Origin of the sequence: Paucisalibacillus globulus DSM 18846 (assembly GCF_000482485.1) — a bacterium.
In the GTDB taxonomy this organism is placed as follows: Bacteria; Bacillota; Bacilli; order Bacillales; family Amphibacillaceae; genus Ornithinibacillus; species Ornithinibacillus globulus.
This window is the reverse complement of the sequence record NZ_KI519435.1, coordinates 135,715-152,090: the sequence shown is the minus strand read 5'-3', so window position 1 is coordinate 152,090 and position 16,376 is coordinate 135,715. Positions and strand designations below refer to the sequence as shown.

Annotated in this window: 14 protein-coding genes; 13 read left to right on the top strand and 1 reads right to left on the bottom strand. The window is 36.7% G+C overall.

All coding sequences use genetic code 11. The annotated features are described in order from the left end of the window. Positions 1-128: 128 nt before the first annotated feature. From K332_RS0112885 to K332_RS0112830, 11 genes are all read left to right on the top strand, one after another. Positions 129-1,142 (top strand): ABC transporter ATP-binding protein, encoded by a 1,014-nt coding sequence (locus tag K332_RS0112885; protein ID WP_026907819.1) that lies wholly within the window; start codon positions 129-131, stop codon positions 1,140-1,142. Next, positions 1,129-2,061, top strand: a complete 933-nt coding sequence (locus K332_RS0112880) for an ABC transporter ATP-binding protein (RefSeq protein ID WP_026907818.1) — start codon at positions 1,129-1,131, stop codon at positions 2,059-2,061. Before K332_RS0112885 ends, K332_RS0112880 begins: the two co-directional genes overlap by 14 nt. A 4-nt stretch (positions 2,062-2,065) precedes the next feature. After that, entirely contained in the window at positions 2,066-3,028 is a 963-nt protein-coding gene (gene opp4B / locus K332_RS0112875; protein WP_026907817.1) for an oligopeptide ABC transporter permease, read from the top strand. A 26-nt stretch (positions 3,029-3,054) separates the two neighbouring features. After that, entirely contained in the window at positions 3,055-3,957 is a 903-nt protein-coding gene (locus K332_RS0112870; protein ID WP_026907816.1) for an ABC transporter permease, read from the top strand. A gap of 242 nt (positions 3,958-4,199) precedes the next feature. Beyond that, complete coding sequence (locus K332_RS0112865; RefSeq protein WP_026907815.1) at positions 4,200-6,023, top strand: oligopeptide ABC transporter substrate-binding protein; 1,824 nt, start codon at positions 4,200-4,202, stop codon at positions 6,021-6,023. A 505-nt stretch (positions 6,024-6,528) separates the two neighbouring features. Then, positions 6,529-7,545 carry an ABC transporter ATP-binding protein gene (locus tag K332_RS0112860; RefSeq protein ID WP_026907814.1) on the top strand — a complete coding sequence of 339 codons (1,017 nt, stop codon included), beginning with the start codon at positions 6,529-6,531 and terminating at the stop codon, positions 7,543-7,545. After that, positions 7,532-8,464: an ABC transporter ATP-binding protein gene (locus K332_RS0112855; RefSeq protein WP_026907813.1), complete on the top strand. Its 933-nt coding sequence runs from the start codon at positions 7,532-7,534 to the stop codon at positions 8,462-8,464. The genes K332_RS0112860 and K332_RS0112855 overlap by 14 nt, the downstream gene beginning before the upstream one ends. Positions 8,465-8,468: 4 nt before the next feature. Next, positions 8,469-9,431 (top strand): oligopeptide ABC transporter permease, encoded by a 963-nt coding sequence (gene opp4B, locus K332_RS0112850; RefSeq protein WP_026907812.1) that lies wholly within the window; start codon positions 8,469-8,471, stop codon positions 9,429-9,431. A 24-nt stretch (positions 9,432-9,455) separates the two neighbouring features. Beyond that, positions 9,456-10,364: an ABC transporter permease gene (locus K332_RS0112845; protein ID WP_026907811.1), complete on the top strand. Its 909-nt coding sequence runs from the start codon at positions 9,456-9,458 to the stop codon at positions 10,362-10,364. Positions 10,365-10,550: 186 nt separating this feature from the next. Next, complete coding sequence (locus K332_RS0112840; RefSeq protein WP_026907810.1) at positions 10,551-12,398, top strand: oligopeptide ABC transporter substrate-binding protein; 1,848 nt, start codon at positions 10,551-10,553, stop codon at positions 12,396-12,398. Positions 12,399-12,685: 287 nt separating this feature from the next. Beyond that, on the top strand, positions 12,686-13,432 hold the full coding sequence (locus tag K332_RS0112830) for a 3D domain-containing protein (RefSeq protein ID WP_026907809.1): 747 nt from the start codon (positions 12,686-12,688) through the stop codon (positions 13,430-13,432). Between the two features lie 71 nt (positions 13,433-13,503). On the opposite strand, the gene K332_RS24720 is transcribed toward K332_RS0112830, so the two are convergent. Further along, complete coding sequence (locus K332_RS24720) at positions 13,504-13,638, bottom strand: hypothetical protein (protein WP_281170928.1); 135 nt, start codon at positions 13,636-13,638, stop codon at positions 13,504-13,506. Between the two features lie 235 nt (positions 13,639-13,873). On the opposite strand from K332_RS24720, the gene K332_RS0112820 reads away from it, so the two are divergent. Further along, positions 13,874-15,064 (top strand): glycine C-acetyltransferase, encoded by a 1,191-nt coding sequence (locus tag K332_RS0112820; protein ID WP_026907808.1) that lies wholly within the window; start codon positions 13,874-13,876, stop codon positions 15,062-15,064. Between the two features lie 24 nt (positions 15,065-15,088). Continuing rightward, a complete protein-coding gene (locus tag K332_RS0112815) occupies positions 15,089-16,033 on the top strand; it encodes an L-threonine 3-dehydrogenase (protein ID WP_026907807.1) in 945 nt (314 codons plus the stop codon). Positions 16,034-16,376: the final 343 nt, after the last annotated feature.

The following is a 16,376-nucleotide window of genomic DNA, read 5'->3' as shown; positions in this document are numbered from 1 at the left end:
AATAACACTAAATTATCAGAAAAATTTATACAATTACATGATTAATATGTCTCATAAATACTATAAAAATGTAAACCCTAAAAGGGCATGATGTCTTGGGCCGATTACAATTAATAGGGGGAAATAAAATGGCAGATAAACTTTTAGAAATTAAAGACTTAACAACATCGTTTCGTATAAAAGATGATTATCATGCTGCTGTAGATAATCTTTCCTTAACCGTAAATAAAAATGAAGTGCTTGCAATTGTAGGAGAATCAGGTTGCGGGAAAAGTGCATTAGCATTTTCTATCATGGGTCTTCATACACGTGCAAAAATTGAAGGTGACATTCTTTTTAAGGATAAGAACATTGCAAAGATGTCTTCATCAGAATTAAATAAAGTACGTGGTAAAGATATCGGTATGATATTCCAAGATCCACTAACTTCATTAAACCCACTAATGCAAATTGAAGAACAAATCGGAGAAACTCTACTACTTCATAATAAAGACATGTCTAAAACTGCTCGCCAAGAAAGAGTATTAGACTTATTAAAAAAAGTTGGAATCCCACGTGCGGAATATGTTATGAACCAATTTCCGCATGAATTATCTGGGGGAATGCGTCAGCGCGTTATTATTGCGATGGCAATTGCAAATAAGCCAGAATTGTTAATTGCAGATGAACCTACAACTGCGCTAGATGTTACGATTCAATCTCAGATTCTAGATTTGATTAATAAGCTGAAAGATGAAATGGATTCTGGTATTGTCCTAATCACTCATGATCTAGGTGTTGTGGCTGAAATGGCAGATCGTGTGGCTGTTATGTATGCAGGTCAAATTGTTGAGGTTGCAGATGTGAAAACACTATTTGCGAAACCATTACATCCATATACTAGATCATTATTAAATTCTGTTCCAAACTCTGATAAGGAACAAGATAAATTACACGTAATTCAAGGTATTGTTCCTTCGTTGCAAAATCTACCAAGAGAAGGTTGCCGATTTAGTGCGAGAATACCGTGGGTGGATGAATCCGCACATGAAAAGCACCCTGAATTACGAGAAGTAGATCCAGGGCACTTAGTGCGTTGTACATGCTATAAGCACTTCAGTTTCCCTGATGAAACGAAGGAGGAGCAACATGTCTTATCTTGAGGTTAAAGATTTAAAAGTTCACTTCCCAATTAAGGGTGGTATCTTTGGGGGAACAGTTGACCACATTAAAGCAGTTGATGGGGTTTCAATCTCCTTAGAAAAAGGTAAAACGTACGGATTAGTAGGAGAATCGGGTTCGGGGAAATCTACTACTGGTAGAGCAATAATTGGACTGAATAAAATCACTTCTGGAAAGGTTATCTTTGATGGAGTAGATATAACGAATATTAAACGTACAAAGTCTGAAGCAACAAAAAATATTCAAATGATATTCCAAGATCCATATTCCTCTTTAAATCCTAAAAAGCGAGTAGTGGATATTGTTTCTGAACCACTTCGTAATTTTGAAAACTTATCGCGTAAAGAGGAACGCAAAAGAGTACAGGAATTATTGGAACTAGTTGGTTTAAGTCCAGAGAGCATTTTAAAATATCCACACGAATTCTCTGGTGGGCAACGACAACGTATCGGCATTGCTAGAGCAATTGCTTTAAAACCAAAATTAATTATTGCGGATGAGCCTGTATCGGCACTTGATGTATCCGTTCAAGCACAGGTTCTAAACTTTATGAAAGAAATTCAAAAGGAACTGGATTTAACCTATCTCTTTATCAGTCATGATCTAGGAGTAATCAAACATATGTGTGATGACATCGGTATTATGTACAAGGGTCGCTATGTGGAAGAAGGAACCGCAGATGACATTTTTAGTAATCCACAGCACATCTATACAAAGCGATTAGTTGCAGCTATTCCAGATATCGATCCAAATAAGCGAGATGAAAAACGTAAATTCCGTGAAGAAGTGAAAACGGAATATGATCAGTCTTACAATGATTACTTTGATGCAGAAGGTTTAGCTTATAAATTACAGCCGGTTTCTGACACGCATTTAGTAGCTTTACCGGAGAAAGGTTGATAATATGTGGAAATTTTCAGTACGTCGTACGTTGATTATGATTCCTCAATTAATTGTCCTTAGTATATTAATATTTGTTCTAGCACAATTAATGCCAGGGGATGCGTTATCTGGACAAGTTGGACCAGATGTCGACCCGAAACGACTTGACGAAATCCGTGAACAAATGGGTTGGAATGACCCATGGTATGAACAGTATGCAAGCTGGATGGGTGGAGTTCTTCAGGGGGATTTGGGACAATCATTTAGATTTAAAATACCTGTGACAGAATTGATTGGTCAACGCATTTATAACTCTTTTTGGTTATCTGTAGCAACATTAATTTTAACTTATTTAATCGCTATTCCTTTAGGGATTACAAGTGGTCGTTTTAATGATACATGGCGTGACCAACTGATTACAGGTTACACCTATGTTGGATTTGCTACACCATTATTTATTTTTGCATTAGTAATGTTATGGATATTCGGTTTCGCATTAGGATGGTTCCCGACCAGTGGAAGTGTATCACCAGGTCTTGTACCAGGTACATTTGAGTACTTTATGAGCAAACTATATCATTTATTACTACCGGCAATTTCTATGGCACTTATTACAACATATAGTACGATTCAATATTTGCGAAATGAAATCGTAGATACGAAACAAAAAGATTTTATTTTAACGGCACGAGCAAAAGGTGCTTCGGAAACTAGAGTATACAATCGACATATTTTACGAAACTCACTATTACCAATTGCAGCATTTTTTGGATTTGAAATTACGGGATTAATTGGAGGATCTATTTTTATAGAGAACATTTTTGGTTACCCAGGAATGGGACAACTATTAGTAGAATCCATTACTTTACGTGATTACACAACATTAATAGCTACAACACTTATATTTGGTGTTGCTTCAATACTAGGTGCTCTTTTATCCGATATCACCTTAAGTATTGTCGATCCAAGAATTCGTATAAAATAAATAAGGTAAAGAGTGAGGTGAAATAAATGGAAAACAAAGCAGTAGAAGTGAAGTCAAATCAACCAATAAAAAGCCCTTCAGGTTTTAATATAATATGGCGCGAAATAGTTCGAGATAAACTTGCGTTAATATCATTAATTTTTCTTGTTTTAATCATTGCATTTGTATACGGAATAGCACTTTTCTTAGACCAAGATGAAATTGTTAGAGTAGACTTGTTCTCCATCTATCAACCACCTGGCGAAGGATTTATATTAGGAACCGACTACGGTGGTCGTGATATCTTTGGACAATTAATTATTGGAACAAGAAACTCTCTGTCGATTGCAATATTAGTAACATTAATGACTGGTGTCATAGGAATTGCATATGGATTGATTTCAGGTTACTTCGGTGGGCATATTGATAATATCATGATGCGTATCTTAGATTTCTTCTTAATCTTACCATTCACAATGATTGTTATCGCTTTTGTAGCAATTGTGCCGAAGTATACGGTAGTGACATTCTCGCTTATCATGACTGCATTTCTATGGATGGGGATAGCCCGTTTAATAAGGTCTAAGGCGTTACAGGAGAAAGAACTTGACTATATACAAGCTTCTAAAACGCTTGGAAGCTCTAACTTTAAGATAATCTTTACACAATTATTACCTAACTGTAGCTCGCTAATCATTGTTACGATGACACTTAACTTAGCGGCGAATATTGGACTTGAATCTGGACTTTCTTTCTTGGGATTTGGTTTCCCAGAAAGTACACCAAGCTTAGGTACACTATTAAGTTATGCAACCAACCCGCAAACGCTTGAATATAGATGGTGGATCTGGGTTCCTGCATCAATCATGATTCTGCTTCTTATGCTATCCGTAAATAATGTTGGACAAGCATTAAAACGTGCAACAGATGCAAGACAAAGAAGAGGATAATTTTAGTAGTTAGGAAAGTATAAAAAACTTTCCGCACGTATAGTAAAGCTAACACATTCGCAAAAGGACGAGCGAATGCGAGTTTTTCTAATCATATAAGAACGGGGAGTCCTACTCCCCTACGTTAAAAAATCAGATTATTGCTACTAAACATTAATTTAATATTCAAATGTATATAGCTTGGTCGCGTATAAAAAGGAATGACCAAGAAAAAGAATAACAAAAATAGGGAGGCAACAAAGATGAAAAAGACAAGCAAATGGCTTTTAGCTCTTATGCTGGTTTTACTTCTTGCACTAGCTGCTTGTGGTGGCGATAGTGATTCAGATTCTTCTGATAAGGGTACAGAGGATAAGAAAAGTGAAAAAACTGCTGAAGGAAATAAAGATGGCATCTTCAGTATTGAAGATTTCAGTATGACTAAGACAAATGAAGGAGAAGCAATTGAAGGCGGAGAACTTACTTATGGTGTAGTTGCTAGCTCAGCATTTGCTGGTACGTTAAACTACAACTTCTATTCAGACGCTTATGACTATGAGTTCATTGCTTGGTTTGATGAGCCGTTATTTGATTCAGATATAAACTATACGTATACAAATGATGGTGCTGCAGAATACGAGGTGTCTGAAGACGGATTAACATTCACTTTAACGATTAAAGATGGTGTTAATTGGCACGATGGAGAGCCTGTAACTGCTGAAGACTGGGCATTTGCATATGAAGTAATCGGTCACCCAGACTATGTAGGTATTCGTTATGGTTCCGACTTTGAAAATGTTGTGGGTATGGCAGAATACCACGCAGGAGAAGCAGATACAATCTCTGGTATTGAAATTGTAGACGAAAAAACATTGAAAATTACGCATAAAACAACAGGTCCATCGATGCTAGCTGGTGGTATCTGGCCATATGCATTACCAAAACACTTACTTGGAGAAACTCCAGTAGCAGAAATGCCTGAATCTAAATGGGTTCGTGAAACGCCAATCGGTATGGGACCTTATAAAGTAGAAAGCATCGTTCCAGGTGAGTCTGTAACTTATGTTAAGAATGAAGACTACTGGCGTGGAGAACCACAATTAGATAAAGTTACTGCAAAAATTATTAGCCCAAGTACAGTAATTAATGCACTTGAAACTGGTGAAGTAGATATGGTTGATAGCTTCCCAACTGACCAATTCGTTGATGCTGCGGACATGTCTAATGTTGAATGGTTAGGTATGATTGATAATGCTTATACGTACATTGGATTTAAATTAGGTAAATGGGATGCAGATAAAGGCGAAAACGTATTAGATCCAGATGCTAAAATGGCTGATGTAAACCTACGTAAAGCTATGTGGCACGCGGTTGACAACGATGCAATCGGTGAGCGATTCTATAATGGATTCCGTTGGAGTGGAACAACCTTAATTATTCCATTCTTCTCTGAGTTCCATGATTCATCTATCGAAACACCAACATATGATCCAGAAGAAGCAAAACGTATTTTAGATGAAGCTGGTTATGAAGATAAAGATGGTGATGGATTCCGTGAGACTCCAGAAGGTGAAGAGTTAGTAATTAACTTTGCTTCTATGGAAGGTGGAGACACTGCTGAACCATTAGCAAATTACTACATCCAAGCTTGGGGAGATGTAGGACTTAAAGTGGAACTTGTAGATGGTCGTCTACTTGAATTTAACTCATTCTATGACCGTTTAGAAGCGGATGATTCTGCATTTGATATTTACCAAGGAGCATGGGGTACTGGAACAGATGTAAACCCTGAAGGAATTCATGGACTTAACTCATTTGCAAACTATACTCGTTATACAAATGAAGAATTAGATCAGTTACACTTAGATGGTAACTCTAATGAAGCATTTGATTTAGATTATCGTAAACAAGTTTACAGTGACTGGCAACAACATATGGCTGACAACATTCCATTGTTCCCAACACTATACCGTTCTGTATTAGTTGGAGTTAACAATCGTGTAATTAACTACTCAATGGATCCAGCGTCTGATTTACGTCGCTATGACATTGGTGTAACTCAAGAAGCACCGGTTGTCGCTGAATAAATTATTTGAAAAGGAAGCCGACTGGCTTCCTTTTTTTTTTGATATTAATCATTATCTTCTTACAAACTTACTCATTTACTGTTTTAATAATAAATACTTCTACTAACATACAAGATTCGACATAATTCCACTGTGTTTTTTACAAATTATTTATCCGGTATAACTCTATTAAATAAGCAATGGTGATATTCTTTGTAATTCGCCATTAAATGAATTGTCAAAACAGTTATAATAAATTGTAAAAAAAGCTTGTTAAAACTCTGAAAATATTATATACTTTAAAAAAATCAAATTTATATTACAATTACATTACGGAATATGGAAAAAACATAAAAATAGTAATATAGTTTCAAAGGAAAATTAATAGAAAATTTAAATAAAATGAGAAGGGTAGACGTATTAATAACATAAAATCTAGTAGTTTGGTACGAGAATATACCTTTTATTACTAGAAATTGCATTTTTTTACATAGAATTTTCGAAATTTTTAGTTAGGGGGATTAATTTGGCAGAAAAGTTATTGGAAATCAAAAACCTGAAAACATCTTTCCGTATAAAGGATGATTACTTTGCGGCGGTTGATGATGTTTCTCTTACTGTAAACAAAAATGAGGTTTTAGCCATAGTTGGAGAATCTGGATGTGGTAAAAGTGCGTTAGCTTTCTCTATTATGGGACTTCATACTCGAGCAAAAATGGAGGGGAACATCTCTTTCAAAGGGGAAAATATTGTAGGTATTTCGCCTTCTAAGTTGAATAAACTACGTGGGAAAAATATGGGGATGATATTTCAAGATCCATTAACTGCACTTAATCCACTAATGGAAATTGGTGATCAGATAGGTGAAGCGTTGCTACTTCACAACAAAGAACTTTCCAAAACACAGCGAAAAGAGAAAGTGATTAAATTATTAAATAAGGTAGGAATTCCTCGTCCAGAGTATGTTTATGAGCAATTCCCACATGAATTATCTGGTGGTATGCGACAGAGGGTTGTTATTGCAACAGCTATTGCTAATGAACCAGAATTATTAATTGCTGATGAACCAACAACTGCATTGGACGTAACCATTCAGTCTCAAATCTTAGATTTGATTAAGGATTTAAAAGAAGATATGGACTCAGGTATTGTACTAATTACCCATGATTTAGGTGTTGTGGCTGAGATGGCCGATAGGGTAGCGGTAATGTATGCAGGCCAAATTGTTGAAATTGCAGATGTAACTACTTTATTTGAAGAACCGTTACACCCATATACTAGATCATTATTTAATTCAGTACCAAATGCTAAAGAGGCACAAGATAGGCTGCATGTTATTCAAGGAATTGTTCCTTCACTGCAAAATCTACCACGTATAGGATGCAGATTTGCTCCAAGAATGCCATGGATTGATGGGGAAGCTCACGAGGAACATCCAGAAATGCATGAGGTAAAACCGGGGCATTATGTTCGCTGTTCTTGTTATAAGCATTTTCATTTCCCGGAAGAAAGCAAGGAGGAAGAGCATCATGGGGTTTCTTAAAGTAGAAGATTTAAAAGTTCACTTTCCAATTAAGGGAGGTATCTTTGGAAGAACAGTAGATCATGTTAAAGCAGTTGACGGTGTTTCTTTCTCATTAGAAAAAGGAAAGACATATGGGCTAGTTGGTGAATCGGGTTCTGGTAAATCTACTACTGGTAGAGCAATCATTGGATTAAATCATATTACAGGCGGAAACGTATTTTTTGAAGATAAGGAAATTACGGGAGTAAGAAAAGCAAAATCAGATATTCGTAAAGATATTCAAATGATTTTCCAAGACCCTTACTCATCATTAAATCCCAAAAAACGGGTACTGGATATTGTTGCCGAACCTTTAAGGAATTTCGAAAACCTATCAAGAAAAGAAGAACGTGTAAGGGTACAAGAATTGTTAGAATTGGTTGGGCTAAGTCCGGAAAGTATTCTTAAGTATCCACATGAATTCTCTGGGGGACAACGTCAACGTATTGGTGTTGCAAGAGCAGTTGCATTGAAACCCAAACTGATTATTGCAGATGAACCAGTTTCGGCTTTGGATGTGTCCGTCCAAGCACAAGTATTGAACTTTATGAATGAAATTCAAAAGGAATTAGATTTAACCTACATGTTCATTAGTCACGATTTAGGTGTTATTAAACATATGTGTGACCAGATTGGAATCATGTACAAAGGAAGATTTGTTGAAGAAGGAACCGCAACGGAAATTTTTGAAAATCCACAACATATCTATACAAAGCGACTAGTTGCAGCAATTCCTGATATTGATCCAAGAAAACGTGAAGAAATGAAAAAATTCCGAGCTGAAGTCAATACAGAGTACGAACAAGCTTATAATGATTACTTTAATGAGGAAGGTTTGGCTTATAGTCTAAAACCGATATCTGAAACTCATCTAGTGGCTTTACCGGAGAAAGGTTGATATTATGTGGAAATTTAGTTTGCGTCGTATTTTAATAATGATTCCGCAACTTTTTGTTCTAAGTGTTTTATTATTTGTTCTTGCAAAAATGATGCCAGGGGATGCATTATCGGGGATGATTGATCCTAACGTGGATCCGGAGCGAATTGAAGAACTTCGTAATCAATTGGGATTTTATGATCCGTGGCATGTGCAATATGCTAGCTGGGTTGGTGATTTATTAAAAGGGGATTTGGGAACTTCCTTCCGATTTAAGATGCCGGTAACAGAATTAATGGGACAAAGAATTGTAAACTCATTTTGGCTATCACTCGCTACATTGATTCTTACCTATTTGATTGCTATTCCACTCGGAATTACAAGCGGAAGATTCAATGATACGTTAAGAGATCAGCTAATTACCGGATATTCCTATGTTGGATTTGCAACGCCGTTATTTATCTTTGCACTAGTCATGCTGTGGTTATTTGGTTTCCATCTTCAATGGTTCCCGACTAGTGGAAGTGTTGCACCTGGATCGGTACCTGGTACGTTTGAGTACGTAATGAGTAAACTTTATCATTTGTTATTACCGGCCTTATCAATGGCCCTTATCTCTACCTATAGTACAATTCAATATTTAAGAAATGAAATTGTTGATACGAAGCAAAAAGACTTTATTCTTATGGCCCGTTCAAAAGGTGCATCTGAATCAAGAGTTTATAACCGACATATATTTAGAAACTCACTTTTACCAATTGCAGCATTTTTTGGATACGAAATTACATTGCTAATCGGGGGATCCATCTTTATAGAAAATATCTTTGGATATCCAGGGATGGGGCAATTACTATTAGAATCAATTAGTCAACGGGATTATAGTGTTGTAGTTGGGACTACGCTACTATTTGGTATTGCTTCCATATTAGGTGCATTACTATCGGATATCATTTTAAGTATAATTGACCCACGAATTCGCATTAAATAATTGGTATATAGTGAGGTGAACGAAATGGAAGCAAACTCAGCGAATGTAGAATTGCAGTCAAAAACAGTAACAAAGACTCCATCAGGATTTAGTGTAGTGTGGAGGGAAATAGTTCGAGACAAATTAGCATTACTTTCTCTCATATTCTTAGTGGGAATATCGGCTTTTGTATATGGAACAGCGATAGTACTTGATCAAGAAGAAATTGTAAAGGTCGATTTATTCGCTATATACGAAGCCCCTGGGGAGGAATATATATTAGGTACCGATTATGGTGGCCGTGATATCTTTGGGCAGCTAATTATAGGTACTAGAAACTCTTTATCTATCGCAATATTAGTAACCGTAATGACTGGTTTTATTGGTGTTGTATTTGGATTAGTGGCAGGATTCTTTGGTGGACATATTGACAATATCATGATGCGTGTTCTTGATTTCTTTAATGTCTTGCCATTTATGATGATTGTAATTGTTTTTGTTGCCATTGTACCAAAGTACAGTGTATGGACATTTTCACTCATCATGACAGCCTTCCTCTGGATGGGGATTGCAAGGCTAATTAGATCTAGAGCATTACAAGAGAAAGAGTTAGATTATATCCACGCGGCGAAAACGCTTGGAACATCAAATATAAAAATTATTTTTAAACATGTCTTACCAAATATTAGTTCACTTGTCATTGTAACAATGACACTAAACTTAGCTGCTAATATTGGATTAGAATCTGGTCTTTCTTTCTTAGGATTCGGATTTCCAGAAAGCACACCAAGTTTAGGAACACTTCTAAGTTACGCGACAAACCCACAAACACTTGAATATAGATGGTGGATTTGGGTACCTGCATCAGTCATGATTCTGTTATTAATGTTAGCTGTTAATAATGTTGGTACAGCACTTAGAAGAGCTACAGATGCAAGACAGAGAAGAGGTTAAGATTGAAAGCCAAAAGGCCTTCTATATGTAATAGCTAAGTGAATTCTTGCTCTTCGGGGAGGTGAGGCTTGAAGAAACGGATGAATTAGTTACCTACATTAATACTACATTGGTATTAATGTTGAGTATAAATAGTCGAATTAATCGACAAAACACATGGGTTTTAAAAAAAGGGAGGGTATTTAGATGAGCAAGAAATTTAAATGGCTATTTGCACTAATGCTGGCAATGCTTCTAGTATTAGCTGCATGTAACAACGAATCTGCTGATAAGCCTAAGGATGAGCCTTCAGAAAATACTGAAGATCCAGCAGAAAAAGATGATGAAAAAGAAGATGAGGAAGAGCCTGCAAATGAAGATGGCCTATTCTCAATCGAAGACTTTGTTATGACAAAGACTAATGAAGGAGAAGCAATTGAAGGCGGAGAACTTACTTATGGTGTAGTTGCTAGCTCAGCATTTGCTGGTACATTAAACTACAACTTCTATTCAGATGCTTATGATTATGAGTTCATTGCTTGGTTTGATGAGCCGTTATTTGATTCTGATGTGAACTATGCGTATACAAATGATGGTGCTGCAGAATACGAAGTATCTGAAGACGGATTAACATTCACTTTAACGATTAAAGATGGTGTTAACTGGCATGATGGAGAACCTGTAACTGCTGCGGACTGGGCATTTGCATATGAAGTAATTGGTCATCCTGATTATGTAGGTATTCGGTACGGTTCTGATTTTGAAAATGTTGTAGGTATGAAAGAATACCATGCAGGAGAAGCAGATACAATCTCTGGTATTGAAATTGTAGACGAAAAAACTTTGAAAATTACGCATGAAACTACTGGTCCATCGATGCTAGCTGGTGGAATCTGGCCATATGCATTACCGAAACATTTACTAGGAGAAACTCCAGTAGCAGAAATGCCTGAATCAAAATGGGTTCGTGAAACACCAATCGGTATGGGACCATATAAAGTAGAAAGCATTGTGCCTGGTGAGTCTGTAACATATGTTAAGAATGAAGACTACTGGCGTGGAGAACCAAAATTAGATAAAGTAACAGCTAAAATTATTGGCCCAAGTACAGTAATTAATGCACTTGAAACTGGTGAAGTAGATATGGTTGATAGCTTCCCAACTGACCAATTTGTTGATGCTGCGGACATGTCCAATGTTGAATGGTTAGGTATGGTTGATGCTGCGTATACTTATATCGGATTTAAATTAGGTAAATGGGATGCAGATAAAGGCGAAAACGTATTGGATCCAGATGCTAAAATGGCTGATGTAAACCTACGTAAAGCTATGTGGCATGCGGTAGACAATGACGCTGTTGGTGAGCGATTCTATAATGGCTTCCGTTGGAGTGGAACAACATTACTTATTCCGTTCTTTGAAAACTTCCATGACTCTACTATCGAAACACCAACATATGATCCAGAAGAAGCAAAACGTATTTTAGATGAAGCTGGTTATGAAGATAAAGATGGTGATGGATTCCGTGAGACTCCAGAAGGTGAAGAGTTAGTAATTAACTTTGCTTCTATGGAAGGCGGAGACACTGCTGAACCATTAGCAAACTACTACATCCAAGCATGGGGAGAAGTAGGAATTAAAGTTCAGCTTTTAGATGGTCGTCTACAAGAATTTAACACTTTCTATGATCGTGTTGAAGGTGACGATCCAGACATCGATATTTACCAAGGAGCTTGGGGAACTGGTACAGATGTAAACCCTGCAGGTATCCATGGACTTACATCATTTGCTAACTACACTCGTTACGCAAGTGAAGAATTAGAGAAATTGCACATTGATGGTAACTCTGAAGCTGCATTTGATTTAGAATATCGTAAACAAGTTTACAGTGACTGGCAACAACATATGGTTGATAACATTCCAATGTTCCCTACACTATACCGTTCTGTATTAGTAGGTGTTAACAACCGTGTTATTAACTACTCAATGGACCCAGCGTCTGATTTACGTCGCTATGACATTGCGGTAACACAAGAAGAGCCAGTTGTTGAATAATAAGAATTTTAAAAAAGGAAGCCAAGTGCTTCCTTTTTTTGTGCCTACCAAAGAACAAAAAAATAAAATTCACGGAGAGTAAAGGCTTGATACAATAGAAGTATTTATAATACGTTATTCTATGAATCTAATAAATTTCTCCTACTTTTGTATCAAATCTATTAATTATGTAATAAATCATAGTAGTTTTGGCAATCCTTGTAACAGACTTATAAAAGTCTTGTAACGGTATAGCCTATTAAACTATGTTACGATTAGGCTTGTCCGGAATTTAAGGAGGGACTACTATGAAAAAGATGGTAGCTGCAATTGCTACAGGAATTGTACTTCTAGCCCCAACAACAAATGCATCAGCATTAGAACTGGAGCATGAAGTACTAGAAGGTGATACCCTTTGGGGAATTGCAATGGAACATAACACAACCGTAGATTCAATTTCTGAATTAAACGACTTACAGACAAATATAATTTATCCAAAACAAAAACTAGCGGTCTATAAAAAGTATCTAGTAGAAAAAGGAGATACGCTTTATGGTATTTCAAAAAAACATGGTGTAACGATTGATGAAATCAAAGAGTTGAACGAATTGACATCTGATTTAATATTAGTTGGACAAGAACTATTAATTCAAGAAGCAGAAGAACATAAGGTGGTAGCTGCGGCAAAGTCAATTCAACCAACAGAGGTTAAGTCAAGTACCATGACAAAAGAAGTACAACAAGAAAAAGAAGAACAACCTGAAGGGAAGACCCTTACAGTTACTGCTACAGCATATACTGCAGAATGTGATGGGTGTTCTGGAATAACCTATACAGGAATAAATTTAAATGAGGACCGTAATGCAAAAGTAATTGCGGTAGATCCAACTGTCATTCCTCTAGGATCAAAAGTTTATGTTGAAGGCTACGGTTACGCAATCGCAGGTGATATAGGAAGTGCGATAAAAGGAAATAGAATCGATATTCATGTACCAACTAAAGAAGAAGCATTTAATTGGGGCGTAAGAGAAGTGAAAGTAACAATTATAGAATAATATTGTTAAAAAAAGGAAGCATTCTTGATGGATGCTTCCTTTTAAATTTGTTAGATAGCGTACGATTAATATTAAGACTGTATACTAATGGTATTAGAATTAGCGGGCTTAATGACCCCTTCAGGTTCATTTAATTGTTGATTTACTCCTACTACCCCAAAACCTAAGATAATCATTACAAACAATACAATTAAAAGCTTTCTCATAGCTGCCTTCCTCCAAATTGATATGTCCCTAAAAGCTAGTATAATAGATAGTACCTTATCTATTCAATGAGAATCTCAAAAAAATATGAGGTAATATTTGTATTTAGATTACAACAGGAAAAGAGGACCTGTTTGTTAGCCTAAACATTTAAAGTAGATTATGATAAACTTAGTATGGTAAGCAACATGGTAACGCTTACAACGTTATAACTCTATAAATTAGGAGGATTTAATGATGAGTAGTAAAACATTGGATAACTTTTTAAATGAAAATCTTGCCGATTTGAAAGCAAATGGATTATATAATGAGATTGATCCAGTTCAAGGTGCGAATGGGCCAGTTATTAATATTCGTGGAAAAAACGTAATTAACCTTTCCTCTAACAATTACTTAGGACTTGCTACAGACGAGCGTTTGAAAAAAGTTGCAAAAGAAGCTGTTGAATCACACGGGGTTGGTGCAGGTGCAGTACGTACAATCAATGGCACACTTGATTTACATATTGAGCTTGAAAAGAAATTAACTGAATTCAAAGGAACAGAAGCGGTTATTTCGTACCAATCTGGTTTTAACTGTAATATGGCGGCAATTTCAGCTGTTATGGATAAAAATGATGCTATTCTATCGGATGAATTAAATCATGCATCTATTATAGACGGATGTCGTTTATCCAGAGCGAAGATTATCCGATTTGGTCATTCAGATATGGAAGATTTACGTAAGAAGGCGAAAGAAGCAGTTGAATCAGGTCAGTATAATAAAATTATGGTTATCACTGATGGTGTATTTTCTATGGATGGCGATGTAGCTAAACTTCCTGAAATTGTAGAAATCGCAGAGGAATTTGATTTAATCACTTATGTGGATGATGCACACGGTTCGGGTGTACTTGGAAAAGGTGCTGGAACAGTAAAACATTTTGGATTGCAAGATAAAGTAGATTTTCAAATGGGTACACTTTCCAAAGCAATTGGTGTAATCGGTGGCTATGTTGCTGGTAAAGCGAATCTAATTGATTGGCTGAAAGTTCGTTCACGTCCATTCCTTTTCTCAACGGCTGTTTCACCTGCTGACGCAATTGCAAGTAGAAAAGCAGTAGAGATCCTAATGGAAAGCACGGAATTACATGATAAATTATGGGAAAATGGTAAGTACTTAAAAGCCGGGTTAAAGAAATTAGGCTTTAATATTGGTGAGAGTGAAACACCAATTACACCATGTATTATTGGAGAAGAGAAAGCTGCACAAGAATTTAGTAAGCGATTATTTGATGAAGGCGTCTATGCTAAGTCTATCGTATTCCCAACGGTTCCAAAAGGCACTGGCCGTGTGCGTAATATGCCTACAGCAGCTCACACAAAGGAAATGTTAGACCAAGCAATTGCTGCTTATGGTAAAGTCGGTAAGGAAATGGGATTAATTTAGACTGTTTAAATAGAGGGGAAAACCATGAAGAAAATACTTGTTACAGGAGCTCGTGGACAAATTGGTTCCGAGCTAATTACAAAGTTAAGAAGTGTATATGGTAATGATAACATTATTGCAACTGACATTCGTGCAGTAGAAGGTGAAGTAGAAGAAGGACCATTTGAGATATTGGATGTAACCGATGAAAAGCGGATTTTTGAAATTGCAAAGAATTATCAAGTGGATACCATCATGCATTTAGCTGCACTTCTTTCTGCAACCGCGGAAAAAATGCCTAAAACAGCATGGGATATCAATATGGGGGGCCTTGTAAACACATTAGAAGCAGCCCGTGAACTTAATTTGCAGTTCTTTACCCCTAGTTCTATTGGAGCCTTTGGACCATCTACACCAAAAGTCCAAACACCACAGGATACACTGCAACGTCCAACAACCATGTATGGGGTAAATAAAGTAGCTGGTGAATTACTTTGCGATTACTACTATGAACGCTTTGGGGTCGATACACGTGGTGTTCGTTTTCCTGGATTAATCTCGTATGTGGCACCTCCAGGCGGGGGAACAACGGATTATGCAGTGGAAATTTATTATGAAGCAATCAGACAAAAATCCTATACTTCCTATATTGCAGAAGGAACCTATATGGATATGATGTATATGCCAGATGCATTAGAGGCAATTGTTCAATTAATGGAAGCAGATCCATCGAAGCTAGTACATCGTAATGCATTTAACATTTCTGCAATATCAGCAGAACCAATGGATTTTGCAAAAGCAATTCAAAGCTACATCCCAGATTTTGATATTTCATTCGATGTTGACCCAGTAAGGCAAAAAATTGCCGATAGCTGGCCAAACAGTATAGATTCATCTGCTGCAGAAGCAGAATGGGGTTATAAGGCTAAATATGATATCGATAGTATAACAAAGGATATGCTGGAGAAGATTGCTGGGAAACTAAGATAATATGTGACGCTCTCACTTTTTGGGTGGGGGCGTTTTTATTATTGGAGAGGGACTTGTGAGCATGATATATTTATAGAGTTGAGTTAGTGGTATAGAACTATAGAATATTAGCCATGATTTCGGGATATCAGCCGAGATTTCGGAATATCAGCCGAATTTGCGAAATATCAGCCAAACTCCCGGACTATCAGCCGAACTCCTGAAATATCAGCCAAACTCCCAGAATATCGGCCAAACTCCTGGGTTATCAGCCAAACCCCTGAAATATCAGCCAAACTCACAGATTATCAGCCAAACTCCCGTACTATCAGCCAAACCCCCGAAATATCAGCCAAATCCCCGG